Here is a 25022-nt window from a genome sequence, read left to right on the forward strand (position 1 = left end):
CGGCCTCACATGCGTTCGAAGGAGCGGCGCAGCTCCCAGTCGGTGACGGCGGCGTCGAAGGCCTCGGTCTCGACGCGTGCCATGTTGCGGTAATGGGCGACCACCTCGTCGCCGAAGGCGGCCTTGGCGATCGGGCTGTTCTCCCAGAGCTCGGCGGCCTCGCGGAGGCTGGTGGGGACGTGCGCGTAGTCGGCGGTGTAGGCGTTCCCGGTACAGGGCTCGGGCAGTTCGAGGCTCTGCTCGACGCCGTGGAGGCCCGCGGCGACCAGGCCGGCGACGGCGAGGTACGGGTTGACGTCGCCGCCCGGCAGCCGGTTCTCGAAGCGCAGGGAGCGGCCGTGTCCGACGACGCGCAGGGAGCAGGTCCGGTTGTCGTGGCCCCAGGCGACGGCGGTCGGGGCGAAGGAGCCGGGCTGGAAGCGCTTGTAGGAGTTGATGTGGGGTGCGTACAGGAGCGAGAAGTCCCGCAGTGCGGCGAGCTGTCCGGCGAGGAAGTGGCGCATCACCGGGGACATGCCGCCGGGGCCGTCGCCGGACATGACGTTGCCGCCGTCCTCGTCGACGAGGGAGAGATGGATGTGGCAGGAGTTGCCCTCGCGCTCGTTGTACTTGGCCATGAAGGTGATCGAGACGCCCTCCTGGGCGGCGATCTCCTTGGCGCCCGTCTTGTAGAGGGCGTGCTGGTCGCAGGTGACGAGGGCCTCGTCGTAGCGGAAGACGATCTCGTGCTGGCCGGGGTTGCACTCGCCCTTGGCGGACTCGACGGTCAGGCCCGCGCCCGCCATCTCGTTGCGGATGCGGCGCAGCAGGGGTTCGATGCGGCCGGTGCCGAGGACGGAGTAGTCGATGTTGTACTGGTTGGCCGGGGTCAGGCCGCGATAGTCGCGGTCCCAGGCCTGTTCGTAGGTGTCCTTGAAGACGATGAACTCCAGCTCCGTGCCCACCTGCGCGGTCCAGCCGCGTTCCGCGAGCCGGTCGAGCTGGCGGCGCAGGATCTGGCGGGGCGCGGCGACGACGGGCGAGCCGTCCTGCCAGGCGAGGTCGGCCATCAGCAGCGCGGTGCCCTGGTGCCAGGGGATGCGGCGGAGCGTGGTGGGATCGGGGCGCATCGCGAAGTCGCCGTAGCCGCGGTCCCACGACGACATGTCGTAGCCGTCGACGGTGTTCATCTCGGTGTCCACGGCGAGGAGGTAGTTGCAGCCCTCCGTGCCGTGCTCGGCGACCTCGTCGAGGAAGAACGGCGCGGCGAAGCGCTTCCCCTGGAGCCGGCCCTGCATGTCGGGGAAGGCCAGGACGACGGTGTCGATCTCGCCGCGCTGGACCTCGGCCCGCAGGTCGTCGAGCGGGAGCGGGGGTGTGCGGTCTGCCACGGGAACTCCTCCTAGGGCCAGCCGGGAGCCATAAGGTATTACTGAGAACCATTGCTTGGGAAGGGGAAACGCGAGGTGACGAAGGCGGCTGGGACGGCGAGCGGGTCCGAGGACCGGCTGACCCCGGTGCTGCGGCCGGTGCGCGCGGGCAACGGGTTCGAGGAGGCGCTGGAGCAGATCCTCCAGCTGCTGCGGCTCGGGCTGGTCTCCGGCGGCGAACGGCTGCCCGCCGAGCGGGAGCTGGCCGACCGGATGGGCATCAGCAGGGTCACCCTCAGGGAGGTGCTGAAGGTCCTGGCCGACCAGGGGCTGGTGGAGAGCCGGCGCGGCCGCTACGGCGGAACGTTTGTGCTCCAGCGCCCGGACAGCCACGGCGAGGACGAACTGCGCCGCCGCCTCGCCGGCGTCGACGTGGAGGACACCCTGCGCTTCCGCGAGGTGCTGGAGACCGGCGCGGCCGGGCTCTGCGCCGCCCACGGCCTCGCCGGACCGGACGCGGACCGGCTGCGCGCGGCGCTCGCGGCGACGAGGGACGCCCCGCTCGCGGACTACCGCAAGCAGGACACCCTGCTCCACCTGACGCTGGCCGAGCTCTCCGGCTCCCCGTCGCTGACCGCCCGCTACGCCGCGGTCCGGGCCACTCTCAACGACCTCCTCGACTGCATCCCGCTGCTGGTGCGCAACCTGGAGCACTCGCAGCACCAGCACACGGCGCTGGTGGAGGCGGTGCTGGACGGGGACGCGGAGGCGGCCCGCGAGGTGATGCGCGAGCACTGCGAGGGGACGGCGGCGCTGCTGCGGGGGTTCCTCGCCTGAGGGCGCCGAGGTCCGGGGTTCCGGTGGTCGGGTCGGGGGCTCCGGGGTCCCGGGAGTCCGGTGTTCCGGAGTTACGCGCAAGGCCCCGGACGCACCCCCGCCCGCCGCGGCCCCGGGAGCCCGCACTCCCCAGGACCCGGGGGTTGCGCACGCCCCCCACGGGGCAGGCGCCGCGGGAGCGCCGATCCGCCGGGCGGGACCGCCCGGCGGGCTGCGGCGCCCCGCGCACGCGCCCCGGGGAGACGGGGGCGGAGCGGCGCGGCACCTGTAACGCCGGGTTTACGCACAGGGCTTGCGCAGCCGCCGCCGTGCCGCAAAGGTGTGCGCACAAACCTTTGACCTGAGCCAGGAGCGACCCATGGCTGAAGGCACCACATCGCGCCCCTCCCCCTCCGGCCCGGGCGCCCCGCCCCCGTCGGGCCCATCGCAGGGCGCCGACGCCTATCTGGACCGCCGCACCCTGCGTCGGGGCAGCGCCGGCTGGCTGCTGCTGACGGGGCTCGGCGTGGCCTACGTCGTCTCCGGTGACTTCTCCGGCTGGAACATCGGCCTCTCCAAGGGCGGATTCGGCGGTCTGGCCGTCGCCACCCTGCTGATGGGCGTGATGTACGCGTGCCTGGTCTTCGCGCTCGCCGAACTGTCCGCGATCCTGCCGACCGCCGGCGGCGGCTACGGCTTCGCCCGCCGGGCGCTCGGCACCTGGGGCGGCTTCCTCACCGGCACCGCCATCCTGATCGAGTACATCCTCGCCCCCGCCGCGATCTCCATCTTCATCGGCGACTACGTCGAATCGCTCGGCCTGTTCGGCCTGGAGTCGGGCTGGCCCGTCTACCTGGCCTGCTTCGCCGTCTTCATCGGCATCCACCTCTGGGGCGTGGGCGAGGCGCTGCGCTTCAGCCTGGTCGTGACGGCGATCGCCGTCGCGGCGCTGCTGATCTTCGCGGTGGGCGCGTTCACCGAGTTCCGGGGCGGTTCGCTGAACGACATCCCGGTGGACCCGGAGGCCTTCGGCTCCTCCTCGTGGCTGCCGTTCGGGCTCCTCGGCATCTGGGCCGCCTTCCCGTTCGGGATGTGGTTCTTCCTCGGTGTGGAGGGCGTACCGCTCGCGGCGGAGGAGGCCAAGGACCCCGTGCGGTCCATGCCGCGGGCGCTGGCGATCTCCATGGGCGTGCTGGTGCTGCTCGCGGTCCTCACCTTCTTCGCGGCCAGCGGGGCTCGCGGCTCGGCGGCGATCCAGGACGCGGGCAACCCGCTGGTGGTGGCGCTCCAGGGCGACGGCGACCCGACCGCGCTCAGCCGCTTCGTCAACTACGCGGGGCTCGCGGGCCTCGTGGCCTCGTTCTTCTCGCTGATCTACGCGGGCTCGCGCCAGCTCTTCGCCCTCTCGCGCGCCGGGTACCTGCCGCGCTTCCTCTCCCTCACCAGCCGGCGCAAGTCGCCGTACCTCGGGCTGCTGATCCCCGGCGCCATCGGATTCGCGCTGGCGGCGGGCACCGGGAACGGCGCCCGGATGCTGAACATCGCCGTCTTCGGCGCGACCATCAGCTATGCGCTGATGGCCCTCTCGCACATCGTGCTCCGCCGCCGGGAACCGGAGCTTCCCCGTCCCTACCGGACCCCGGGCGGTGTGGCCACCTCCTCGGTCGCCTTCGTGCTGGCCCTGGCGGCGCTGGTCGCCACGTTCCTGGTCGACAGGGACGCCGCGTTCACCGCACTCGCCGTGTACGCCGTGGCCCTCGCGTACTTCGCCTTCTACAGTCGGCACCGGCTGGTGGCGCGGGCGCCGGAGGAGGAGTTCGCGGCGCTGGCCGCCGCCGAGGCAGAGCTGGAACGGAAGGGATGAGAACCGCCATGACCGCGCCGCTCGTCGGAGTGAGCACCTATCTGGAGGCGTCCGCGCGCTGGGGCGTGTGGGATCTTCCGGCCGCACTGCTGCCGGCCGGCTATCCCCGCCTGGTCCAGGCGGCCGGAGGTCTCGCGGCGATGCTGCCGCCGGACGCTCCCGACCGCGCCGCGGCGGTCGTCGCACGGCTCGACGCGCTGGTCGTGGCCGGCGGGCCGGACGTCGACCCGGCGCTGTACGGCGCCGAACGCGATCCCCGCACCGGACCGCCCGCTCCCGAACGGGACGCCTGGGAACTGGCCCTGATCCGGGCGGCGCTGGACTCCGGTACCCCGCTGCTCGGCATCTGCCGCGGCATGGAGCTGCTGAACGTCGCCCTCGGGGGCTCGCTGCGGCAGCACCTCGACGGTCATCTCGGGCCGGACATCGGGGTGTTCGGCGAACACCTGGTCAAGCCGGTGCCGGGCACGCGCTATGCGGCGCTCGTGCCGGAGGCGGTGCCGGTCCCCACCTACCACCACCAGGCGGTGGACCTGCTCGGCGAGGGCCTGACGGCCGGCGCCCACGCCGAGGACGGGACGGTGGAGGCCCTGGAGACCGTTGCCGGGGAAGGATGGGTGCTGGGGGTGCAGTGGCACCCGGAGATGGACTCGGACACCCGGGTGATGGCGGGGCTGGTGGCGGCGGCCCGGGGGTGACGGCGCCCGGGAGGCCGCCGGGCCCGGGCGGGCGGCGTCACCCCCGGGTCAGCCCCAGCAGGTCGCGGGCCGGGCCGGTGGGGCGCTGACCGTGGGGCCAGACGGCGCGCAGGTCGCGGTCGAGGCGGACGCCGTCGACCGGGACGCGGGCCAGCCGGCGGGAGGCGAGCTCCTCGGTGACCGCGAGTTCGCTGAGCACCGCGGGGCCCGCGCCGGTCACCGCCGCCGCCTTCACCGCGGTCGTGGAGGCGAGTTCGAGCAGCGGGTCCGCGAGACCGCCGAAGGCGGAGAGCGCGGAGTCGAGCACCTGGCGCGTGCCGGAGCCGCGCTCGCGGAGCACCAGGGGGGCGCCCGCCAGTTCCCCGGCCGTGAGCGGCGACCGGCGGCGGGCCCAGGGGTGGCCGGGAGCGGCGACCACGACGAGGCGGTCGTGCCCGATGACGGTGCCGTCGAGTCCCTCGGGCACGGCGAGGCCCTCCACGAAACCCAGGTCCGCCTCACCGGAGAGCAGCCGGTCCGCGACGGCCGCCGAGTTGCCGGCGAGCAGCGAGACGGCGGTGCCGGGCCGGTCGGCGCGGAGTGCGATGAGCCAGCCGGGCAGCAGGTACTCGGCGATGGTCATGCTGGCGGCGACCCGCAGCCGGGAGTCGCGCCGCCCGCGCAGCGCCTGCGCGCCCGCGTCGAACGCCTCGGCCGCCTCCACGACCCGGCGGGCCCAGTCCGTGACGAGGGAACCGGCCTCGGTGAGCCGTGATCCGCGGGGCGAGCGCTCCACGAGGGCCACACCGAGCTGGCGTTCCATCGAGCGGACGCGGCTGCTCGCCGCGGGCTGGGTGACGCCGAGTTCGCGGGCCGCCCGGCCGAGGCTGCCGTGGCGGGCCACGGCGAGCAGCAGCTCGAGCGCCCCGAGGTCCGGGACTCGGTGGGCGAGCGGCACACGCTCCTCGTCGGCCATAAGACCAGTTTATGGGGTGATAGGGCCATGATCCCTGGTGGGTGCGCGGACCGGCCGGAACAGTGGTGCCATGGTCACCGCCGCCCAGCCCGCCGCACGTCCGCTCGCCCTCGCCGGGGAGACCCCCCGGCTTCCGGGAATCCCGCGGATCTCCGCCCGGCACCTCGGCCCGAACTGGTACGCCCCCGTGATGGGCACCGCGATCGTGGGCACCGCGGGCGGCGCGTTCCCCGGCGGCCCGCCCGCGCTGCGCTGGGCGGCGGGCGCTCTCTGGGCGCTGTCCGCACTGCTGCTCGCGGTGGTGCTGGCGGCACGAGCGGTGCACTGGGCACGTCACCGGGACCAGGCCCGCGCCCATCTGGAGGATCCCGGCGTCGCTCCGTTCTACGGCTGCCTGTCGATGGCGCTGCTCGCCGTCGGCGCGGGGGCGGCGGGTGCCGGGCGCGGTCTGCTCGGCGGGGGTGCCGCGCTCGCGGTGACCGCGGTGCTGTTCGCGGCCGGCACGGTGACCGGTGTCGTGGTGGCCGTGGCGGTGCCCTATCTGATGGTGGTGCGGCACCGGGTGGCGCCGGGCAGCGCGTCGCCGGTGTGGCTGCTGCCCGTCGTCGCGCCGATGGTGTCCGCGGCAACCGGGCCGCTGCTGGTGCCGCATCTGCCGGCGGGGCAGTGGCGGGAGGGGCTGCTGCTGGGAAGCTACGCCCTGTTCGGCGTCAGCCTGCTGGCGACGCTGCTGATCCTGCCGGTGGTCTTCGCGCGGCTGGTGCACCACGGTCCGCTGCCGCTCGCGCTGACCCCGGCGCTGTTCCTGGTGCTCGGGCCGCTCGGCCAGTCGACCACCGCCGTGAACAAGCTGGCCGACGTGGCGCCGGGTGCGGTCGCGGCCCCGTACGCGCACGGCCTCGGCGCCCTCGCCGTCTTCTACGGCGTGCCGGTGATGGGGTTCGCCCTGCTGTGGCTGGCGCTCGCCGGGGCGCTGGTGGTGCGCGCGTTCCGTGCGGGCATGGGCTTCACGATGGGCTGGTGGGCCTTCACCTTCCCGGTGGGCACCTGTGTGACGGGCTCGCAGACGCTGGCGCACCACACGGGGCTGGCGGCGTACGGCTGGCTCGCCGTGGCGCTGTACGTGCTGCTGGTGACGGCCTGGGCGGCCGCCTCGGTGCTCACGGTCCGGGGTCTGCTGCGGGGAGAACTGCTCGCAGCGCCGCGCCGATGACGGCGGGCGCCTCGGTCAGGGACGGTCCGTACCAGGTCAGGAACCGCCCGTCGACGCAGGCGGCGGGCAGACCGGGAAAGGCCTCGGGCCCGTCGCCGGGGCCGAAGGCGTACGGCTCGTCGGGCAGGACGACCAGGCCGGCACCGCTGCCGCGCAGCTCGTCGACGCCGATCCGGGGGTAGCGCTCGGCGTGGTCCGCGTAGACGTTGACGACGCCGAGCCGGGCGAGGAGGTCGCCGGCGAACGTGTCCCGGCCGAGGACCATCCAGGGCCGCCGCCAGACGGGGATCACGGCCCGCACCGGGGCGGCCGGCGGGCGGACCGCCGCCCAGGCCCCCTCGGCCTCGGCGAGCCAGGCCGGCCGGCCGAGACCGCAGGCACCGACCAGGACCCGCTCCAGCTCGCCGAAGGCCTGGCCGAGCGTGCGCACCTCGGTGACCAGCACCTCGATGCCGGCGGCCCGCAGGGCGTCCAGGTCGGGGCCGCGGTTCTCCTCCTCGTTGGCGATCACCAGATCGGGCCGCAGCCGGACGACGGCGGCCACGTCCGGGTTCTTGGTGCCGCCGACGCGCGCGGCGGCGAGTCCGGCGGGGTGGCTGCACCAGTCGGTGACGCCGACCAGCAGGCCCGGCGCGGTGACGGCGACGGCCTCGGTCAGGGACGGGACGAGCGAGACGACGCGCACCGGATCAGCCCCGGGGCGCCGGGCCGGCGGCGATGTGGTCGGCGACGGCGACGACGAGCAGCCGGGTGTCGTCCGTGGTCGCCCGCCACCGGTGCCGTACGCCGCCGGAGAGGAAGAGCGAGTCACCGGCGCCGAGCCGGTGGGCGCGGCCCTCGGCCTCGACCTCGACCGCCCCGTCCGCGACGTAGAGCAGTTCGTCGTTGCGGTGCTGGAACTCGCCCTCGCTCTCCTGCGCGCCGCACAGCTCCACGGCGTGCAGCTGGTGGCGGCCGCGCACCAGGGACCGGACACCCGGCGGTCCGCCGGGGTGGGCGTCGTCGCAGGACCGGACGAGATCGACGGTCCGGGTCGAGTCGGAGGCGGCGAGCAGCGCCTCGACGGTGGTGTCGAGGGCGTCGGCGACCCGCTGGAGCGAGCGGTCGCTGGGGCGGGCGCGCTCGTTCTCGATCTGGCTGAGGAAGGGGACGGACAGCCCGCTGCGCGCGGCGACGGCCGCGAGGGTCAGCCGCAGGACGCGCCGGCGCCTGCGCACGGCCGCGCCCACCCGGAGGGGTTCCTCCCTCTCCTTGGTGTCCTTCGCGTCCTTCGCGTCCATCGGGCGGGCTCCCCTCCCCTGGGTCCTGTCTCACCATACGCAGCATCCGCCCGCCCGTACCCACCAAGCGCACAGGCAAGCGGATCGCAGGGGCGTCCGGGGCGCGGGAAAACGGGAAAAGGGGTGGTCCCCGCCGTCACGGCGGGGACCACCCCTGTCACACCCGGTGGCGGTGCCACCGGAGGCCGCCCGCTACAGCGGGGCGAGCCGGTCGGTGATGCCCGGGTTCTTCTCCATCCAGGCCGCCACCGCCTCCTCCTCGTGCCCGGTGCCGCGCTTCTGGATCTCGTTCTCCAGTCCGGCGAGCTGCTTCTCGTCCAGCTCGAAGTCCTTGAACCACTTCGTGAGCTGCGGGTACTGCTCGGGGAAGGCCTTGGAGGCGACGGTGTGGATCTCGTCGCCCTCGCCGAACGCCTTCTTCGGGTCGGCGAGCTTGGTCAGCTCGTACTCGCTGTACGCCCAGTGCGGGGTCCACAGCATGACGGCGATGGGCTCCTTCTTGGCGTACGCGCGCTTCAGCTCGGCGAGCATGCCGGGCGTGGAGCTGTCGACGACCTCGAACTCCTCGTCGATGCCGTACTCCGGCAGGACCTTGTTCTTGAGGATGTTCATGGTCTCGGTGCCGGGCTCGATGCCGACGACACGGCCCTTGAACTCGTCACCGCGCCCCTTCAGGTCCTCGAGCGAGTCCACTCCTTCGACGTACGACGGAACGGCGAGTTCGAGTGACGTGGGCCCGTACCAGGAGCCGAGGTCGGTCAGGTCCTTCCCGTACTTGTCCCAGTACTTCTTCTGCGTGCTCGGCAGCCAGCCGTCGAACTGCACGTCGATCTGTCCCCGGGCGAGGGCCGTGTACATCGGGCCGACCTCGAACTGCTGGAGGTTCATCGTGTAGCCGCGCTCCTCCAGCACGGCCTTCCACAGGTAGGTGGCGGCGATGTCCTCCTCCCACGGGAACCAGGCGACGTTCAGCGTGCGGTCGCGCTCGTCGCCGCCTCCTTTGGCGGCCTTGCCCGACTTCGCGACCGGGGCCCACTTGTCGACGAGTCCCGGGTTCTCCTTCAGCCAGGCGCGGACGGCCTCCTGCTCCTTGCCCTTGCCGGTCTCCTGGATCTTCGCCTCGAGGCCGGTGAGCTGCTCCTCGGTCATCTCGAAGTCCTTGAGCCACTTGCCGACCTCGGGGTTCTCGGCGGAGAAGCCCTTGCGCGCCAGGGTGTGCACGCCGTCGCCCTTGCCCCAGGTGCCCTTGGGGTCCTCGAGCTTCTTCAGGTCGTAGGAGCTGTAGGCCCAGTGCGGCGACCACAGGGTGGTGACGATCGGTTCCTTCTTGTCGTACGCGCGCTTCAGCTCGGCGAGCATGCCGGGCGTGGAGCCGTCGACGACCTCGTACTCGCCCTCCAGCCCGTACTCCTTCAGGACCTTGTCCTTGAGGATGCCCATCATCCCGGCGCTCGGCTCGATGCCGATGATGCGGCCCTTGAACTGCGCCGACTTGCCCTTGAGGTCCTCCAGGGAGTCGATGCCCTTCATGTAGGCGGGGACGGACAGCTCCAGGGAGGTGGGGCCGTACCAGGAGCCCATGTCCTCCAGCTTGTCCTGGTACTTGTCCCAGTAGGAGGCGTGGGTGACGGGCAGCCAGGAGTCGGTCTGGAAGTCGATCTGGCCGCCGGCCAGGCCGGTGTAGAGCGCACCGGCCTCCAGCTGCTTGGCGTCGACCTCGAAACCGCGCTGCTCCAGCATCTCCTTCCAGAGGAAGGTGGAGGCGATGCCCTCGTCCCACGGGATGTAGCCGACGGAGATCTTCTTGCCCTGGCCGATGTCGGACGCGTCGCCCGCCGTCGCGGTCTTCGAGCCCCCGAAGACGCTCATGCCGCCCGCGACGAGCGCGAGGACGACCATGCCGGCGACCGCGACCACGGGCTGGGGCCGGTGGTTCCAGATCTTCAGGCCGCCCGCCGCGGCGCGCGCCTTGGCGAGCGCGCGGCGGCCGAGCGGCGACACCTGGCGGCCGAGGGCGCCGGTGATGCGGTCGAGGTACATGGCGAGGATGACGATGGAGATGCCGGCCTCGAAGCCGAGCCCGATGTCCACGTTGCCGATGGCGCGGTAGACGGCTCCGCCGAGTCCGCCGCCGCCGACCATGCCGGCGATGACGACCATCGACAGGCCCAGCATGATGACCTGGTTGATGCCGGCCATGATCGTGGGCAGCGCGAGCGGGAGCTGGACCCTCAGCAGGGTGTTGCGCTCGGTGGTGCCGAACGCCTCGGCCGCCTCGACCAGTTCGCCGTCGACCTGCCGGATGCCGAGTTCGGTCATCCGGACGCCGGGCGGCAGCGCGAAGACGATGGTGGCGATGATGCCGGGCACCACGCCGACGCCGAAGAAGATGATGCCGGGGATCAGGTAGACCATGGCCGGCATGGTCTGCATGAAGTCCAGCACCGGGCGGGTGACGGCGCTGACCGTCTTGGACCGCGAGGCCCAGATGCCGAGCGGGACGGCGATCGCCAGGGTGACGATGGTGGCGACGAGGACGAGCGAGAGGGTCGACATGGCGTCGTCCCAGAGCTCGATCGAGTCGATGAGCGCGAACCCGGCGAAGGCGAGGACTCCCGCGGTGAGACCGCGCAGCCACCAGGCGCCGACGGCGAGGATGCCGGCGAAGAGCAGGGGCGCGGGGGCCGACAGCACCGCGTCGATGCCGTCGTACATGCCCGTGACGAGCGAGCTGATCGCGTCGAACAGCCAGGAGAGGTGGCGCTGGAGCCAGTCGACACCGCTGTCGACCCAGTCGCCGAGATGGAGCCTAGGCACTGGCCACCGCCTTGCCCTCGGTGTCCTCGGCGGCGGCCGGGGTCCCGGTCTGCTCCGGGATCCGGGCCTCGGGCGCGGTCGGGGCCGCGGCCGGGGCGGGCATCGGCTCGCCGAGCACGGCGAGCAGCCGCGTCCTCGGGACGACGCCGACCAGCTCGCCCTCCTCGTCGGTGACGGCGACGGGAGTGGTGCTGCCCGCGCACGGCGTGAACAGCTCGATGATCGGGGTGTCCTCGCCGACGGTGGCGGGTGCCTTGGCGAGCACGTCGTCCGCGCCGCGCAGCTCGTCGCCGCCGTCCGTGACGGTGCCGTAGACGGTCTCCTTGTCGGCCATGATGGCGCCGGCCGTGAGCACCCGGGAGCGGTCCACGTCCTGGGTGAAGGAGGCGACGTAGTCGTTGGCCGGGGTGACGAGGATGTCCTCGGCGGTGCCCAGCTGGACGATCCGGCCGTCGCGCATCACGGCGATCGAGTCGCCGAGGCGCATGGCCTCGTTGAGGTCGTGGGTGATGAAGACGATGGTCTTCTTCAGGCGCTTCTGGAGTTCCAGCAGCTGGTCCTGCATGTCTCGGCGGATCAGCGGGTCGAGCGCGCTGAAGGACTCGTCCATGAGGAGCAGGTCGGCGTCGGTGGCGAGCGCGCGGGCGAGGCCGACGCGCTGCTGCATGCCGCCGGAGAGCTCGTCGGGCCAGGAGTCCTCCCAGCCCGCCAGGCCCACGAGTTCGAGCGCCTCGGCGGCGCGGCGGGTGCGCTCCTCACGGGGAACGCCCTGCACCTCGAGGCCGTACCCGGCGTTCTCCAGCACGCTGCGGTGCGGGAAGAGCGCGAAGTGCTGGAAGACCATGCTGATCCGGCTGGACCGCACGGCGCGCAGGTCGCGCGGGCTGAGGGCGGTGACGTCCTCGCCGTCGAAGAGCACCCGGCCCGAGGTGGGCTCCAGGAGGCCGTTGAGCATCCGCAGGAGGGTGGACTTGCCCGATCCGGACAGGCCCATGACGACGAATATCTGTCCGGGCTCGACCGTGAAGGACGCGTCGATGACCGCGGCGGTCGTGCCGTCGGCACGCAGCTCGTCTCGATCGGCACCGCCTTCGAGCCTGGTCACCGCTTCGTCGGGTCGTCTGCCGAACACCTTGTACAAGTGCTCGGCCTGCAGCCTGGACACATACACCTCACGCATAGAACCGGTAGACGGCCCGGCACCCCCTCGGACGGGCCGTGGAACAGGGCGGGGTCCGCCCGCCGGGGCCCGCCGCAGTGGTTGAAAATGCGACGGGTTTCGCTCCGGTTCCGCGCCTGCCCGGGCCCCAAAACGACAAACGCGAAAGTGACCCAGGTCACGGCGCCCGCGCGCGGAGCGGCCGGCGGGGGCTGTCGGCGGTGTGCGGCATCATCGTCCGTGTGACGCGACGCCTGATGCTCCTCGACACCGCCTCCCTGTACTTCCGCGCCTACTTCGGCGTCCCCGACTCGGTCCGCGCCCCGGACGGCACCCCGGTGAACGCGGTGCGCGGGCTGATGGACTTCATCGCCCGCCTGGTGCAGGACCACCGGCCCGACGACCTGGTCGCCTGCTGGGACAACGACTGGCGGCCGCAGTGGCGGGTGGACCTGATCCCGTCCTACAAGGCGCACCGGGTCGCCGAGGCGCAGGCCACGGGCCCGGACGTCGAGGAGACGCCCGACACGCTCGGCCCCCAGGTGCCGGTCATCCAGGAGGTCCTCGCGGCGGTGGGCATCGCCCGTGTCGGTGCCGACGGCTACGAGGCCGACGACGTGATCGGCACGCTGACGGCGCGGGCCGACGGCCCGGTCGACATCGTCACCGGGGACCGCGACCTCTTCCAGCTGGTGGACGACGCCCGCGCCCGCCGGGTGCTCTATCCGCTGAAGGGGGTCGGCACGCTCCAGGTGACGGACGGGGCGTGGCTGCGCGAGCGGTACGGGGTGGACGGACCGGGCTACGTCGACCTCGCGCTGCTGCGCGGCGACCCGAGCGACGGCCTGCCGGGGGTGCCGGGGATCGGCGAGAAGACGGCGGCCAAGCTGCTCGACGCGTACGGCGACCTCGACGGGATCATGGCGGCGGTGGACGACCGCACGTCGAAGCTCACGCCCTCGCAGCGCAAGCGGCTCGACGAGGCGCGCGCGTACGTCGCCGTCGCGCCGCGTGTGGTCAGGGTCGCCCCGGACGTGCCGCTGCCGGACTTCGACCCCGCCCTGCCGCGCACACCGCGCGATCCGGCCGCGCTGGAGGAGCTGGCGGAGCGCTGGGGCCTCGGCGGCGCGGTCGTCCGGCTGCTCGCCGCCCTCGAGTGATAACTTAGGCATACCTAAGTAGGCGTCGCAGGGAGAAGACAGTGACAGAGCGTCCGGCCCGCAAGTCACCCAAGGCCCACCACGCGACCGTGGTGCGCACCGAGCGGCTGACCCCGCACATGGTGCGCGTGGTGTTCGCGCTGGATCCGGAGACCGCCGTCGACATCGGCGAGTTCACCGACCACTACGTGAAACTCCTCTTCGCACCGGACGGGGTGAGCTACCCGGAACCGTTCGACATCGACCGGATCCGCGAGGAGCTCCCGCGCGAGCAGTGGCCCGCGAACCGGACGTACACCGTGCGCTCCTGGGACGCGGCGCACCGGGAGATGGCGATCGACTTCGTCGTCCACGGCGACGAGGGCCTGGCGGGCCCCTGGGCGGCGCGGGCACGGGCCGGCGAGACGATGCACTTCCTCGGCCCCGGCGGCGGCTACGCCCCCGAGCCCGCCGCGGACTGGCATCTGCTGGCCGGCGACGAGAGCGCGCTGCCGGCGATCGCCGCCTCGCTGGAACGCATGCCGGCGGGCGCCCGGGTGCACGCCTTCGTCGAGGTGGCGGGCCCCGAGGAGGAGCAGAAGATCGTCACGCCCGACGGCGTGGAGGTCACCTGGCTGCACCGCGGCGACCGCGCACCGGGCGAGGCCCTGGTGGCCGCGGTCAAGGAGCTGGAGTTCCCGGCCGGCGAGGTGTCGGCGTTCGTCCACGGCGAGGCCGGCAGCGTCAAGGAGCTGCGCCGCCTGCTCCGCCTGGACCACGGGATCCCGAAGGAGCGGCTGTCGATCTCCGGCTACTGGCGCCTGGGCAAGACGGACGAGGACTGGCGCGCGATCAAGCGGGAGTGGAACGAGCAGGTGGAGCGGGAGCAGGAGACGTCCGGCTGACCCGTCCGGTGTGACGCGGGCCGTGTGCCGCCGCCCCTCGTGGGCGGCAGCACACGGCCCCTGCCGTTTCACAGCGTCGCCAGCCGCCCCGAGGCGATCAGCAGGAAGACGACGGGCGGCACCGCGGGCCAGCGGCCGAAGGCGAGGCGGGCCGACCGGGTGAGGGCGATCAGCAGCGCCGGCGCGGCCGCCACGACCGCGACCAGGCAGGCCGCCGCGATCCCAGCGAGGGCCCCCGCGTCCCCGGGGTACGAGGGCCGGACCGTCAGCGCCGCCCAGCAGCAGAAGGCGGCGGTCAGCTCCAGCAGGAAGAGGGGCACGCCCAGCACCCACCGCAGGCAGCCCGTCTCGTGCCCGGCGGGCGGCTCCCCGGGCACCCTCCCGTTCACGCCGCCCACCGGGCCGGAGCGCGGGTCACGGAGGGGAGCGTCGCGCGGCCGGCACCGGCCGTGCGGGCCGCAGGAAGTGCTTCGCCACCGCCGGGTCCTGCCACGCGAGCCGGGAACGCGGCACCGCCGCCGGTCCCGGCCACGCGGGCCACCTGAGCCACCGCACCGCCGCCGGGCTCAGTCACGGGTGTCGTCGTAGAGCCGCGACGAGCGGTGGACCTGGGCCATGCGGCGCAGGGCCGCGAGGAGCGCGTCGCCCAGCACGGTTCCCACCACGACGCTCTCCACCAGGTCCTCCAGCTCCACCCGCCTGCCGACATGGTCGAAGTCGGCCTCCGCGACCCGGTCCGCCGCCGCCGCGTACTCGCCGAGCACCTCGGCGAACGCGCCGTGCCCTGCCCGTTCGAGGGCCGCGAGGGTCTCCGCGAGGGCCACGGCCGAGGGGTGCTCCGCGTCGACCCGCCAGCCCTGCTCCGCGACCAGGGCGGCGACCCGTTCCCGGGCCCCCGCCAGAGCCTCGTCGTCCGGCCCCTCGGGGTGGCGCGGGACGAGCGGGTCGGTGGCCTCTCCGAGCACCTTGTGCACGGATCTCGACCCGTCGTCGACGGCGGCGACCACGTCGCGGACGGCCGCGACCGACAGGCCCCCCACGTCGATCAGTGCGCGGATCAGGCGCAGCCGGCGTTCGTGGAGCTCGCCGTAGCGGGCCTGGTTCGGGCTCGTGAGCTCTCCGGCGGGCAGCAGGCCCTCCCGGACGTAGTACTTGACCGTCGGGACCGGAACTCCGGTCCGGCGGCTCAACTCACCGATGCGCACTGTGCGTTCACCTTTCCACGCTTGCGTTCACGACCCTCATCATAGATAGTCTCGCTATCGGATAGCGGCAAGCTCCGCTATCCATAATCGCTCGGGGGTTCCTCCATGTCCGCGTCCGCGTTACGCCGTCCGTCCGTCTCCCTCTCCCCTTCCGTCTCCTCATGGCACCGCCCGCTCGTCGTCTTCGCCTCGGCGATGGCCGTGCTCTCGGTCCTGACCGCGATCGGCCTGGCCGTGGACGACCGCACCGTCGGGGGCTCGCCGGTCTGGTTCAAGCCCTTCAAGTTCTCCGTGTCCTTCGTCGCGTACGCCCTGTCGCTCGCCTGGATGCTGTCCCTGCTCCCCCGGTTCCGCCGGACGGGATGGTGGGCGGGATGGGCCGTCACCGCCGCCGCCTCCGCCGAGATGGTGCTGATCACGGGCCAGGCGCTCCGCGGGAGGAGGAGCCACTTCAACTACGCGACGCCGTTCGACACGGCCGTGTACAACGCCATGGCGGTCTCCGTCGTCGTCCTGTGGGCGGGAGCCTTCGTGACCGCCGTCCTGCTCTTCCGCGCCCGCATCGAGGACCGCGCCTCCGCCTGGGCGATCCGCTGCGGTTCCGTGGTGGCGCTGGCCGGCGCCGCCACCGGCTTCCTGATGACCCGTCCCACCGACGAGCAGCTCGCCTCCGGCACCGGCGGCATCATGGGCGCGCACGCGGTCGGCGTGCCCGACGGCGGCCCCTCGATGCCGGTCACCGGCTGGGAGACGACCGGCGGCGACCTGCGCATCCCGCACTTCGTCGGGATGCACGCCCTCCAGGCCCTGCCCCTGGTGCTGCTCCTGCTCGCCGTTCTCGCCCCGCGCTTCGCGCGCCTGGCGGACGACCGGGTGCGGCTGCGCCTCGTCCTGGTCGCCTCCGGCGCCTACGCCGCCGTCTTCGCCGTTCTGACCTGGCAGGCGCTGCGCGGGCAGGCGCTGTTCCGGCCCGACGGGGCGACGCTCGCCGCCCTGGCCGCTGTCGCGGTGCTCGCCGTGGCCGGCACCGTCGCCGCGCTGCGCGCCGCACCGGGCCGTGCGGTCGCGCGGCCCGCCCGCGACGACACCGGCCACGAGGAGCTCGCGGCATGACCGGCTTCCTGTTCTCGCTCGCCTTCTGGCTCGCGGCCCCGGTCTGGCTGCTGATGATCCTCGCTCCCCGGCACCGGCTCACCGTCCGCGTGGCCGCCTCGCCGCTGACCGTCGTTCCCGTGCTCGCGGTCTACACCGCTCTCGCCGCGCCGGTCCTCCCCGAACTGTGGACCGCCGTCAGCGACCCGGACATCGACACCTTCCGCGACCTGACCGCGCTGGCCGACGGCGCCGGCGCGGTGTGGGCGCAGGTGATCGCCTGGGACCTGCTGATCGGCCAGTGGATGTACCGCGAGGCGATGCGGCTGGAGATCCACCCGCTGGTGACCGGCCCGCTGCTGGTGTTCACGATCCTGTTCTCGCCGTTCGGCCTGCTGCTCTTCCTCGGCCTGCGCGCCCTGCGGAACCGGCGGACCCGGCGGTCCGGCGAGGCGCCGGCCGAGGCGCCGACGGCCGCTCCGCAGGCATCCGCGACCGGGGAAGGAGCGCGCACATGACACGATGCGGCGCACGACCCATCCGCGCGCCGTCCGGCTCCGAATAACGGTCGGGAATCGTCAGGAGCGCGCACCGTGGAGGAACGCCGAGTGAAAGAAGCCGTCCGCATCGGCGGACCCGCAGCCGCGGGGCCCGATCTCGAGCAGTTGCTCGTCCTGGTCGCCCGAGGCGACCAGGACGCCTTCTCCACCGTCTACGACTCCGTGAGCGGATCCGTCCTCGGCCTGGTCCGCACCGTGCTGCGCGACCCCGCCCAGTCGGAGGAGGTGGCCCAGGAGGTGCTGATCGAGGTCTGGCGGTCGGCCGCCCGCTACCAGCCGGCCCGGGGCTCGGCCATGACCTGGATCATGACCCTGGCGCACCGCCGGGCAGTCGACCGGGTGCGGTCCGCCCAGGCGGCGACCGACCGTGAGCGCCGCGCCGCACTGCTCGAGAGGACCCCGGCCTACGACGAGGTCACCGAGCAGGTGGAGGCCCGCCTCGAACACGAACAGGTGCGGCGCTGCCTGCGCGGGCTGACCGAACTCCAGCGGCAGTCGGTCACCCTCGCCTACTACCGCGGGCTCGCCTACCGCGAAGTCGCCGAGCTGCTCTCCGTACCGCTCGGCACGGTCAAGACACGACTGCGCGACGGACTGATCCGCCTGCGCGACTGCCTGGGGGTGAGTGCGTGAGCACCGACGAACTGCACCTGCTGACCGGTGCGTACGTGCTGCACGCGCTCGCGGCGGACGAGCACGACCGCTTCGAGCGCCACCTGCCCTCCTGCCCGCCCTGCGCGCAGGAGGTGCGTGAACTGGCCGCGACGGCCGGCCGGCTGGGGTCGGCGGTGTCCGTCGCCCCACCCGCCGGGATGAAGCGGGAGGTGATGGCCCGCGTCTCCACCGAGCGCCAGGACCCTCCGCTCGTCGCCCGGCGGGCACAGCGCGCGGGGAACCGCGGACGCCTCGCCGCCTCACGGTTCGCGCTGGCGGCCTGCGTGGCCGCGGCCGCGGCGTTCGGCGGCGTCGCCGTCTGGCAGCACCAGGAGGCCGAGGACGCCCGCGCCGCGGCACAGGCCGCCGAGCGCACGGCGGACGATCTCTCGGCCGTGCTCTCCGCCCCCGACGCGAAGGTCTCCACCGGGAAGCTGCCGGACGGCGCCGGCGCCACGGTGGTGGTCTCCCGTGAGCGCGACCGCGCCGTGTTCGTGGCCTCGGGGATGCCCGAGCCTCCCGCGGGCAAGGTGTACCAGCTCTGGTTCTCCGAGGGCGACGCGATGCGCCCGGCGGGCCTGATGGGCTCCTCGCAGACCTCGGGCACGATCCTCATGGAGGGCCCGGTGGACGGTGCCTCGGGAATGGGCATCACCCTCGAACCGGCGGGCGGCTCGGCACAGCCGACCTCGGCGCCGCTCGCGGTGATGGCCTTCCCGGCCTGACCGAGGGGAGCACGCGCCGGGCGCCCCCCAACGGCGGGACGCCCGGCGCGGGGTCCCGTACGTCGCCGGCACGGCAGGACTCCGGCACAGCCCGGACCGCGACCGCACGACGGGACCCCGACCGCACGGCGGACCGACCGCCGCGAAGCACGGCCGGGCGGGGTCACCGCACTCCGCCGCAGGGCTGCCACCCGGCACAGCCGGACCCGAGGCACCTGTCGTCAGCCACGCGAACGCGCCCCGTCCAGGGCGCACCACCACGGCGGGACGCCCGGCGCGGGACCCCGCCCCGCGCCCGGCCGTCGCGCCCCCGGCGTCAGCCTCCCGAAGCCGAACCCCGCGCGCCCGGCGGGCGCGGCGGGCGCGGAAAGAAGCCGCTGGTGCGCGCCGCGTACTCGGCGAAGCCGGGGCGGTCGGCCATGTGCTGCTCCAGCAGCCGCTGCCCGCTCCCCCGGGTCAGCAGGAAGCTCATGACCACCGGGCTCACCGCGCACACCGCGGCGACGGCCGGCTCGTCGCAGACGAACAGGAACAGCCCCCACCAGACCAGGAAGTCGCCGAAGTAGTTGGGGTGCCGGGTCCACGCCCACAGGCCGCGGTCCATGATGCGCCCCTTGTTCGCCGGGTCCGCCTTGAAGCGGGCGAGCTGGTGGTCGCCGACCGCCTCGAAGAGGAAGCCGACCGTCCACACCGCGCATCCGGCCCAGACCAGGGGCCCCGCCGGGTCCGGGACGTACTGCGCCGCCTGCACCGGCAGGGAGACGAGCCAGACGAGTGCGCCCTGGAGGAGGTAGACCATGCGCAGGGCGTAGAGCGCGCGGCTGCCCGGAGCGCGGGAGAGCATCCGCTCGTAGCGCGGGTCCTCGCCGTGCCCGCGTCCGCGCCGGCCGATGTGCACGGCGAGCCGCAGCCCCCACGCGCACGTCAGGGCCGTCACCAGCAGCCGCCGGGTCCCGTCGCCCTCACCCGCCGACGCTGCACAGGACGTCACGGCCACGGCGGCGAAGCCGGCGCCCCACGCCACGTCCACGATCCGGTGGACCCCCAGCCGCAGCGCGACGGCGAAGGTGACGAGCATGACGGCGAGCGCGGCGGCCGCGGAGAGGCCCAGCCCCTGTGCGAACCGATCCCACGGGAAACCGTTCACAGCGCGTACCACTCCCCCGGCTCGGCAGGCATCCCGGACCCTCCGTGCTCGTCGGGCCGGACGGCCAGGATCTGGTCGACGCCCATCCGCCGCTCCTCGAACGCCAGCCCCCCGCCCACGAGATAGAGCCGCCACACGCGGGCCGTCTCCCGGCCCGCGAGGGCGGTGAACTCGTCCCAGCGCTCCTCCAGGGTGCGGTGCCAGGCGGCGACCGTGCGGGCGTAGTGCTCGCGCAGCGACTCGACGGAACGCACCTCGAGGCCGGCTCCCTCCAGCAGCGAGACGGTGGCGCCGAGCGGGCGCATGTGCATGTCGGGCGCGATGTACGACTCGATGAACGCGCCGCCGCCGGGCGCGTCGGCGCCCCGGGACATCTGCTGCACCATCACGCGTCCGCCGGGGCGGACCATGCGGTGCAGGACGCCGGCGAACGCGGGGTACTCGGCGTCGCCGACGTGTTCGCCCATCTCGACCGTGGACACCGCGTCGTAGCCGCCGCCGTCGATGTCGCGGTAGTCGCGGAGCAGGACGTCGACCCGGTCCGCCAGCCCGCGCTCGCGCACCTGCTCCCGGACGTACCGGGCCTGGACGGCCGCGAGCGTGACCGCGGTGACCCGGGCCCCGTGGTGCTCGGCGGCGTGGAGCGTGAGCGACCCCCATCCGCAGCCGATGTCCAGCAGCCGGGCCCCCTCGCGCAGGCCGAGCTTGCGGCAGATCAGCTCCAGCTTGTCCCGCTGGGCGTCGGCGAGGCCGTAGCCCGGATCGTCACGGGTCCAGTACGCGCAGGAGTACGCCATGGACGGGTCCAGCAGGGCCGCGTAGAAGTCGTTCGACAGGTCGTAGTGGTGGCTGATGGCGGCACGGTCGCGGGCCTTGCTGTGCAGGTCGCCGGTGAGCCGGGCCTCGGCGGCCGGCGCGGGCGGGCGGGGACCGAGCGCGCCGAGGCGCAGTGCCGTCCCCGCGGCCCTGGCCCGGTCGGCGAGAGTGAGCCGGGGCGGCGCGAGCGAGCGGGTGCGGATCGCCGTCCACATCGTGCGCAGGGCACCGGACAGGTCGCCCTCGACATCGAGTTCACCGGTGACGTACGCCTGGGCCAGGCCGAGTTCGCCGGGCTGCCACAGCAGCCGGCGCAGTGCCCTGCGGGACCTCAGCACGACGACGGGGCCGTCCTGCGGGCCGGCGGTGGAGCCGTCCCAGGCGCGCAGCCCGAGCGGGAAGGGGCCGCCGAGCACCTCCTCGACCAGTGGCAGCAGCTTCCCCGCCGCGGTGCCCCGGCCGGTGGCGCGGCTGCGGGTGTCCGGTGCCGTCGGGTTCGTCACGCGCTCGCTCCCTTCGTGAGCGCCAGCTGCTGCACGTCGAGGTAGCCGGAGCGGAAGCCGGCCTCCGAGTAGGCCAGGTAGAAGGTCCACATGCGGCGGAAGGTCTCGTCGAAGCCGAGGGCGCCGACCTCGTCGGCGCGTTCGGTGAACCGCTCCCGCCAGAGCCTGAGGGTCTCGGCGTAGTGCGGTGCGAAGCCGTCCCGCTCGGTGACGGCGAGCCCGGTCGACCGCCGGACGGTCTCCTCGATCGCCTCGGTGGAGGGCAGCAGTCCGCCGGGGAAGATGTACTTCTGGATCCAGGTGTGGGTGGAGCGGGAGGCCAGCATCCGGTCGTGGGGCATGGTGATGGCCTGGAGGGCGACCCGTCCGCCGGGGGCGAGCAGCCGGTCGAGGGTCCTGAAGTACTCGGGCCAGAACTCCGCCCCGACGGCCTCGATCATCTCGACGCTGACGACGGCGTCGTAGGCTCCGGTGATCTTGCGGTAGTCGCGCAGCAGGATGGTCACCCGGTCGTCGAGACCGGCTTCGCGCACCCGCCTGGCGGCCAGTGCCTGCTGCTCCGCGGAGAGCGTGACGGTGACGACCCGGGCGCCGCGCTCCGCGGCACGGATCGCCAGTTCGCCCCAGCCGGTGCCGATCTCCAGCAGCCGGGTGCCCGGACCGGCCTCCACCAGGTCCAGGAGGCGGTCGATCTTGCGGTGCTGGGCGTCCGCGAGGAGGTGCTGGGCGGCGGGGAAGCCGCGGAAGAGGGCCGACGAGTAGGTCAGGGTCTCGTCGAGGAACAGGGTGAACAGGTCGTTGGACAGGTCGTAGTGGTGGCTGATGTTGGCCCGGGTGGCATCGGCCGTGTTGCGGTGCCCGACGGGCTGCGCCGGGGCCCAGACCCGGCGCAGCCGCTGGAGGGGGCGCGGCACGAGGGTGGCGGCGTGCTCCGCGAAGGCGGTCAGCACGCCGACGAGATCGGGGGCGTCCCACTCGCCCGCCATGTACGACTCCCCGAAGCCGATGGTCCCGCCGGCGGCTATGCGGGAGAAGAAGGCCCGGGGGTCCCGCACCTCCATCAGGGGCCCGCCGCGCCCGGCCGGTTCGCTCTCCCCCGCGAGGCGCACGCGCAGCGGCAGGGGCCGGATCGCACGGCGCACGATCCGTTCGGCAACCGCCGCACGGACCCGGGACACCTGCGGTGGCCGGGCCACGTCCGGCCACCGCCGCGCGTCCACGGGCGGGGACGGACGGTGGACGGGGATGACGGGGACGCTCACTTGACACCCTCCTGGGGCTGGTGACGGGGTCGGGGGCGGACGGGGAGTCCGCGCAGGAACAGGCGTACGCCGTGGAATCGGATCCCGGCCGACACGGCGAGGGTCGACAGGGGATGGCGCAGGAGGCAGCGCAGCACTCCTGCGGTGGTGGCCGGCCGGCGGGTTCCGGAGACGGTCGCGGTGAACGGCCGCCCGCCGTCCCGCTCCAGATGGACCGTCAGCCGCAGTCGGTCACCGGGTTCGGGGAGCCGCATCAGATAGCGGCCGTCGACCGGGAAGAACGGCGAGACGTACAGCTCCTTCTCCGCCGTGGCCCGGTCGTCGTCGGAATGGAGCAGGTAGCAGTGCCGCTCGCCGTAGGTGTTGTGCACCTCGGCGACGACGCAGAGCGGGCTGCCGTCCTCGCGCCGGACCCAGTACAGGGTGAGCGGGTTGAAGACGTGGCCGAGCACCCGGGCATGGGCGAGCATCAGGATCCGGCCGTCGCCGAGCGCGATGCCCCGGGCCGCGAGGAAGGAGGCGAGTCCCGCGCGGACGGTGGCGCTCCGGCCGCCGAAGTGGTCCCGTGCGTCGAACCGTGCGAACGGGCGCAGCGGTGCGGGCAGCCGGGGCGGCCGGTCGGGGTCGATCAGCCACAGGTAGGTGCGGTGCCGCAGCGCGTACGCGGACGGTGTCCTGCGCACATGGGTGACGGTGCACGGGTAGAGGGCCGGGACGCCGGTCACCACGTCACGCCGAGGGATCGGGCCGCCTCGACGCCGGAGCGGCAGCCGTCCTCGTGGAAGCCCCAGCCGTGGTAGGCGCCCGCGTAGGCGGTGACCGGGCCGCTCAGTCCGGGGAGCAGGCGCTGGGCGGAGACCGACTCCGTGGTGAAGACGGGGTGTTCGTACTCCATGCGTGCGATGACCCGCTCGTCGGGCACCTGGTCGGCGCCGTTCAGGGTGACGACGTGTGCGCGGGGGGCGTCGAGCCGCTGGAGGCGGTTCATGTCGTAGCTGACGCGGACCCGGCCGGCGCCGGCGTCGCAGGCGGGCATGGTGAAGTTCCAGCTGGCCCGGGCCCCCGCGGGGCGCGGCAGCACGGAGCCGTCGGTGTGCAGGACGGTGGTGTTGCGCGCGTAGGTGAACGCGCCAAGCACCTGCCGCTCGCGTTCGGTGGGGTCGGCGAGCAGGCGCAGCGCCTGGTCGGGGTGGGTGGCGACGACCACGCCGTCGTAGGCGTCGGTCCCGCCGTCGGCGGTGGTGACGACCGCTCCGCCCGAGTGGCGGTGCAGGGCTGTCACCGGGGCCGCGGTGCGCACGGCGGTGAGGTGCTTGGCGACGCGTTCGACGTACTCGCGGGAGCCGCCGGTGACCGTCCGCCACACCGGGGATCCGGTGATGGTGAGCATCCCGTGGTGGTCGAGGAAGCGGAACAGGTGCAGAGCCGGATAGCGCAGCGCGGTGCCGGCGTCGCAGGACCACACGCAGGAGACGACCGGCGCCATGAAGTGGGCGGTGAAGTACGGGGAGAAGCGGGCGCCCGCGATGAACTCTCCGACCGTGGTGGTGTCGTCGGCCGGGCCGTCGAGCAGCCGCCGCGCGAGGCGGTGGAAGCGCGGGACCTCGGCGAGCATGCGCAGATAGCGGCCGCGCAGCGCGTTGCCGGGCCGGGGGAAGAGCCCCCGCGGGCCGCGGGCGCCCGCGTAGAGGAGGCCGCAGCCGTCGCACCGGACCGACATGCTCATCTCCGACTCCTGCGTCGACACGCCGAGTTCGCGGAACAGGCGCAGCAGCATCGGGTAGGTGCGCTCGTTGTGGACGATGAATCCCGAGTCGACGCGGTGGAGCCGCCCTTCGGCGTCGGGCACGTCGTGGGTGTGCGCGTGTCCGCCGAGCCGGGAGTCCGCTTCGTAGAGAGTCACGTCGTGCTCGCGCTGCAGGATGTACGCCGCGGTGAGTCCCGCTATCCCGCCGCCGATCACGGCCGTCCGCCTCCGTCGCACTGTCATACCGCTCCCTCCGGGCAGCCCGGCACCGCCTCTCAGCCCCCTATTCGGTGCCGCGGGCCCCGGCGGATTGGCCGGAGGCCGGAATTCTTCGGAGCTTTCGCCGTACGACCGGGAGGGCGTGGCGCTCACCGGCCCGTGGACAGCGTTTCCGGCCCGGCGGATGATGGGAGAAACGGGATCGACGCGGACGAAAGGTGTGTCCTGCGATGTCTGAGCATCCTGACTGCGCCCTGGTGCGCCGGGGTTACGTAGCGTTCAGCGAGGGGGACATGGAGACCCTCAGCTCCCTGATGACGGCGGACGCCGTCTACCACGTGCCGGGCGACAGCACCGTCTCCGGGCACCACAAGGGGCGCGAGGCGATTCTCGGCCTCTTCCGCACGTTCGGCGAGGAGACCGGCGGCACCATGCAGGTGCAGGTGGAGGCGGTGCTCGCCGACGGCCGCGGGCACGTCATGTCCTTCCACACCGTCAGGGGCGACCGGGGCGACCGCGGGATCGAGATGCGCGAGGGGCTGTTCTTCACGATCACCGGCGGGAAGGTGACGGACATCGACGCGTGTGTCGAGGACATCGACGAGATGGACGCGTTCTGGCGGTGAAGCGGGGCACGGGTCGCCGCCCCGGCACGGCCACCGGCGGGTCGCCGCCCGGCACGGGCGGCCGATGAGCACGGCGCGCGGGTGCCCCGTGCGGCGTGACCGGCCGCTGACCGCGCAACGCCCCCGCGCGCGACCGCATCGCACGACGGCCCGGGACGGAACGGCACGACGGCGCGGCACGGCCGGTGTGCCGTGCCGCGCCGTCGTGTGACGTCGCGTGTGCGACAGGCCGCCGGGGCCGGCCGCGGGTGCGACCGGCGCCGACCGGACC

Annotated in this window: 24 protein-coding genes; 11 read left to right on the forward strand and 13 right to left on the reverse strand. The window is 73.6% G+C overall.

The window, feature by feature from the left end:
- Nucleotides 1–5: 5 nt before the first annotated feature.
- Nucleotides 6–1370, reverse strand: a complete 1365-nt coding sequence (locus IAG43_RS05390) for a glutamine synthetase family protein (protein ID WP_187739612.1) — start codon at nucleotides 1368–1370, stop codon at nucleotides 6–8.
- Between the two features lie 75 nt (nucleotides 1371–1445).
- Here IAG43_RS05390 and IAG43_RS05395 point away from each other — a divergent pair, with 75 nt between their 5' ends.
- The 3 genes from IAG43_RS05395 to IAG43_RS05405 all read left to right on the forward strand — a co-directional run bounded on the left by IAG43_RS05395 (nucleotide 1446) and on the right by IAG43_RS05405 (nucleotide 4727).
- On the forward strand, nucleotides 1446–2186 hold the full coding sequence (locus IAG43_RS05395; RefSeq protein ID WP_187739613.1) for a FadR/GntR family transcriptional regulator: 741 nt from the start codon (nucleotides 1446–1448) through the stop codon (nucleotides 2184–2186).
- A 358-nt stretch (nucleotides 2187–2544) separates the two neighbouring features.
- Nucleotides 2545–4029: an ethanolamine permease gene (gene eat, locus IAG43_RS05400; RefSeq protein ID WP_187739614.1), complete on the forward strand. Its 1485-nt coding sequence runs from the start codon at nucleotides 2545–2547 to the stop codon at nucleotides 4027–4029.
- Nucleotides 4030–4037: 8 nt separating this feature from the next.
- On the forward strand, nucleotides 4038–4727 hold the full coding sequence (locus IAG43_RS05405; protein WP_187739615.1) for a gamma-glutamyl-gamma-aminobutyrate hydrolase family protein: 690 nt from the start codon (nucleotides 4038–4040) through the stop codon (nucleotides 4725–4727).
- A gap of 37 nt (nucleotides 4728–4764) precedes the next feature.
- Here the strand turns inward: IAG43_RS05405 and IAG43_RS05410 are convergent, their stop codons facing one another.
- Nucleotides 4765–5682: a LysR family transcriptional regulator gene (locus IAG43_RS05410; RefSeq protein ID WP_187739616.1), complete on the reverse strand. Its 918-nt coding sequence runs from the start codon at nucleotides 5680–5682 to the stop codon at nucleotides 4765–4767.
- Between the two features lie 70 nt (nucleotides 5683–5752).
- Between IAG43_RS05410 and IAG43_RS05415 the strand changes: the two genes are divergently transcribed.
- Nucleotides 5753–6895 carry a TDT family transporter gene (locus IAG43_RS05415; RefSeq protein ID WP_187739617.1) on the forward strand — a complete coding sequence of 381 codons (1143 nt, stop codon included), beginning with the start codon at nucleotides 5753–5755 and terminating at the stop codon, nucleotides 6893–6895.
- Here the strand turns inward: IAG43_RS05415 and IAG43_RS05420 are convergent.
- The 4 genes from IAG43_RS05420 to IAG43_RS05435 form a co-directional block, all read right to left on the reverse strand.
- Nucleotides 6843–7580: a helical backbone metal receptor gene (locus IAG43_RS05420; RefSeq protein WP_187739618.1), complete on the reverse strand. Its 738-nt coding sequence runs from the start codon at nucleotides 7578–7580 to the stop codon at nucleotides 6843–6845. The genes IAG43_RS05415 and IAG43_RS05420 overlap by 53 nt on opposite strands.
- Nucleotides 7581–7584: 4 nt before the next feature.
- Nucleotides 7585–8175, reverse strand: coding sequence for a helix-turn-helix domain-containing protein (locus IAG43_RS05425; protein WP_187739619.1), 591 nt, complete (start codon nucleotides 8173–8175; stop codon nucleotides 7585–7587).
- Nucleotides 8176–8367: 192 nt separating this feature from the next.
- Nucleotides 8368–10992 carry an ABC transporter permease/substrate binding protein gene (locus IAG43_RS05430; RefSeq protein ID WP_187739620.1) on the reverse strand — a complete coding sequence of 875 codons (2625 nt, stop codon included), beginning with the start codon at nucleotides 10990–10992 and terminating at the stop codon, nucleotides 8368–8370.
- Nucleotides 10985–12157 (reverse strand): quaternary amine ABC transporter ATP-binding protein, encoded by a 1173-nt coding sequence (locus IAG43_RS05435; RefSeq protein WP_246574076.1) that lies wholly within the window; start codon nucleotides 12155–12157, stop codon nucleotides 10985–10987. The genes IAG43_RS05430 and IAG43_RS05435 overlap by 8 nt, the downstream gene beginning before the upstream one ends.
- 251 nt (nucleotides 12158–12408) lie before the next feature.
- Here IAG43_RS05435 and IAG43_RS05440 point away from each other — a divergent pair, with 251 nt between their 5' ends.
- Nucleotides 12409–13311, forward strand: coding sequence for a 5'-3' exonuclease (locus tag IAG43_RS05440; protein ID WP_187744301.1), 903 nt, complete (start codon nucleotides 12409–12411; stop codon nucleotides 13309–13311).
- A gap of 41 nt (nucleotides 13312–13352) precedes the next feature.
- Nucleotides 13353–14195 carry a siderophore-interacting protein gene (locus IAG43_RS05445; protein ID WP_187739621.1) on the forward strand — a complete coding sequence of 281 codons (843 nt, stop codon included), beginning with the start codon at nucleotides 13353–13355 and terminating at the stop codon, nucleotides 14193–14195.
- Between the two features lie 68 nt (nucleotides 14196–14263).
- On the opposite strand, the gene IAG43_RS05450 is transcribed toward IAG43_RS05445, so the two are convergent.
- Both IAG43_RS05450 and IAG43_RS05455 read right to left on the reverse strand, forming a co-directional pair.
- A complete protein-coding gene (locus IAG43_RS05450; RefSeq protein ID WP_187739622.1) occupies nucleotides 14264–14584 on the reverse strand; it encodes a hypothetical protein in 321 nt (106 codons plus the stop codon).
- A 177-nt stretch (nucleotides 14585–14761) separates the two neighbouring features.
- Entirely contained in the window at nucleotides 14762–15400 is a 639-nt protein-coding gene (locus tag IAG43_RS05455; RefSeq protein WP_187739623.1) for a MerR family transcriptional regulator, read from the reverse strand.
- Nucleotides 15401–15595: 195 nt separating this feature from the next.
- Between IAG43_RS05455 and IAG43_RS05460 the strand changes: the two genes are divergently transcribed.
- From IAG43_RS05460 to IAG43_RS05475, 4 genes are all read left to right on the forward strand, one after another.
- Nucleotides 15596–16513, forward strand: a complete 918-nt coding sequence (locus IAG43_RS05460) for a hypothetical protein (protein WP_187744302.1) — start codon at nucleotides 15596–15598, stop codon at nucleotides 16511–16513.
- Nucleotides 16510–17010 (forward strand): ABA4-like family protein, encoded by a 501-nt coding sequence (locus tag IAG43_RS05465; protein WP_187739624.1) that lies wholly within the window; start codon nucleotides 16510–16512, stop codon nucleotides 17008–17010. The genes IAG43_RS05460 and IAG43_RS05465 overlap by 4 nt, the downstream gene beginning before the upstream one ends.
- Nucleotides 17011–17100: 90 nt before the next feature.
- Nucleotides 17101–17685: a sigma-70 family RNA polymerase sigma factor gene (locus tag IAG43_RS05470; protein WP_187739625.1), complete on the forward strand. Its 585-nt coding sequence runs from the start codon at nucleotides 17101–17103 to the stop codon at nucleotides 17683–17685.
- A complete protein-coding gene (locus IAG43_RS05475) occupies nucleotides 17682–18431 on the forward strand; it encodes an anti-sigma factor (protein ID WP_187739626.1) in 750 nt (249 codons plus the stop codon). The genes IAG43_RS05470 and IAG43_RS05475 overlap by 4 nt, the downstream gene beginning before the upstream one ends.
- A 316-nt stretch (nucleotides 18432–18747) precedes the next feature.
- On the opposite strand, the gene IAG43_RS05480 is transcribed toward IAG43_RS05475, so the two are convergent.
- The 5 genes from IAG43_RS05480 to IAG43_RS05500 are packed head-to-tail and all read right to left on the reverse strand — an operon-like array spanning nucleotide 18748 to nucleotide 24149.
- A complete protein-coding gene (locus tag IAG43_RS05480; protein WP_187739627.1) occupies nucleotides 18748–19578 on the reverse strand; it encodes a DUF1295 domain-containing protein in 831 nt (276 codons plus the stop codon).
- Nucleotides 19575–20897, reverse strand: coding sequence for an SAM-dependent methyltransferase (locus IAG43_RS05485; protein ID WP_187739628.1), 1323 nt, complete (start codon nucleotides 20895–20897; stop codon nucleotides 19575–19577). The genes IAG43_RS05480 and IAG43_RS05485 overlap by 4 nt, the downstream gene beginning before the upstream one ends.
- Nucleotides 20894–22159, reverse strand: a complete 1266-nt coding sequence (locus IAG43_RS05490; RefSeq protein ID WP_187739629.1) for an SAM-dependent methyltransferase — start codon at nucleotides 22157–22159, stop codon at nucleotides 20894–20896. The genes IAG43_RS05485 and IAG43_RS05490 overlap by 4 nt, the downstream gene beginning before the upstream one ends.
- Nucleotides 22156–22884, reverse strand: coding sequence for a DUF1365 domain-containing protein (locus IAG43_RS05495; RefSeq protein WP_187739630.1), 729 nt, complete (start codon nucleotides 22882–22884; stop codon nucleotides 22156–22158). Before IAG43_RS05495 ends, IAG43_RS05490 begins: the two co-directional genes overlap by 4 nt.
- Complete coding sequence (locus IAG43_RS05500; protein ID WP_187739631.1) at nucleotides 22881–24149, reverse strand: NAD(P)/FAD-dependent oxidoreductase; 1269 nt, start codon at nucleotides 24147–24149, stop codon at nucleotides 22881–22883. Before IAG43_RS05500 ends, IAG43_RS05495 begins: the two co-directional genes overlap by 4 nt.
- A 206-nt stretch (nucleotides 24150–24355) precedes the next feature.
- Between IAG43_RS05500 and IAG43_RS05505 the strand changes: the two genes are divergently transcribed.
- A complete protein-coding gene (locus tag IAG43_RS05505; protein ID WP_187739632.1) occupies nucleotides 24356–24751 on the forward strand; it encodes a nuclear transport factor 2 family protein in 396 nt (131 codons plus the stop codon).
- Nucleotides 24752–25022 lie beyond the last annotated feature (271 nt).

The organism is Streptomyces genisteinicus (assembly GCF_014489615.1).
GTDB lineage: Bacteria > Actinomycetota > Actinomycetes > Streptomycetales > Streptomycetaceae > Streptomyces > Streptomyces genisteinicus.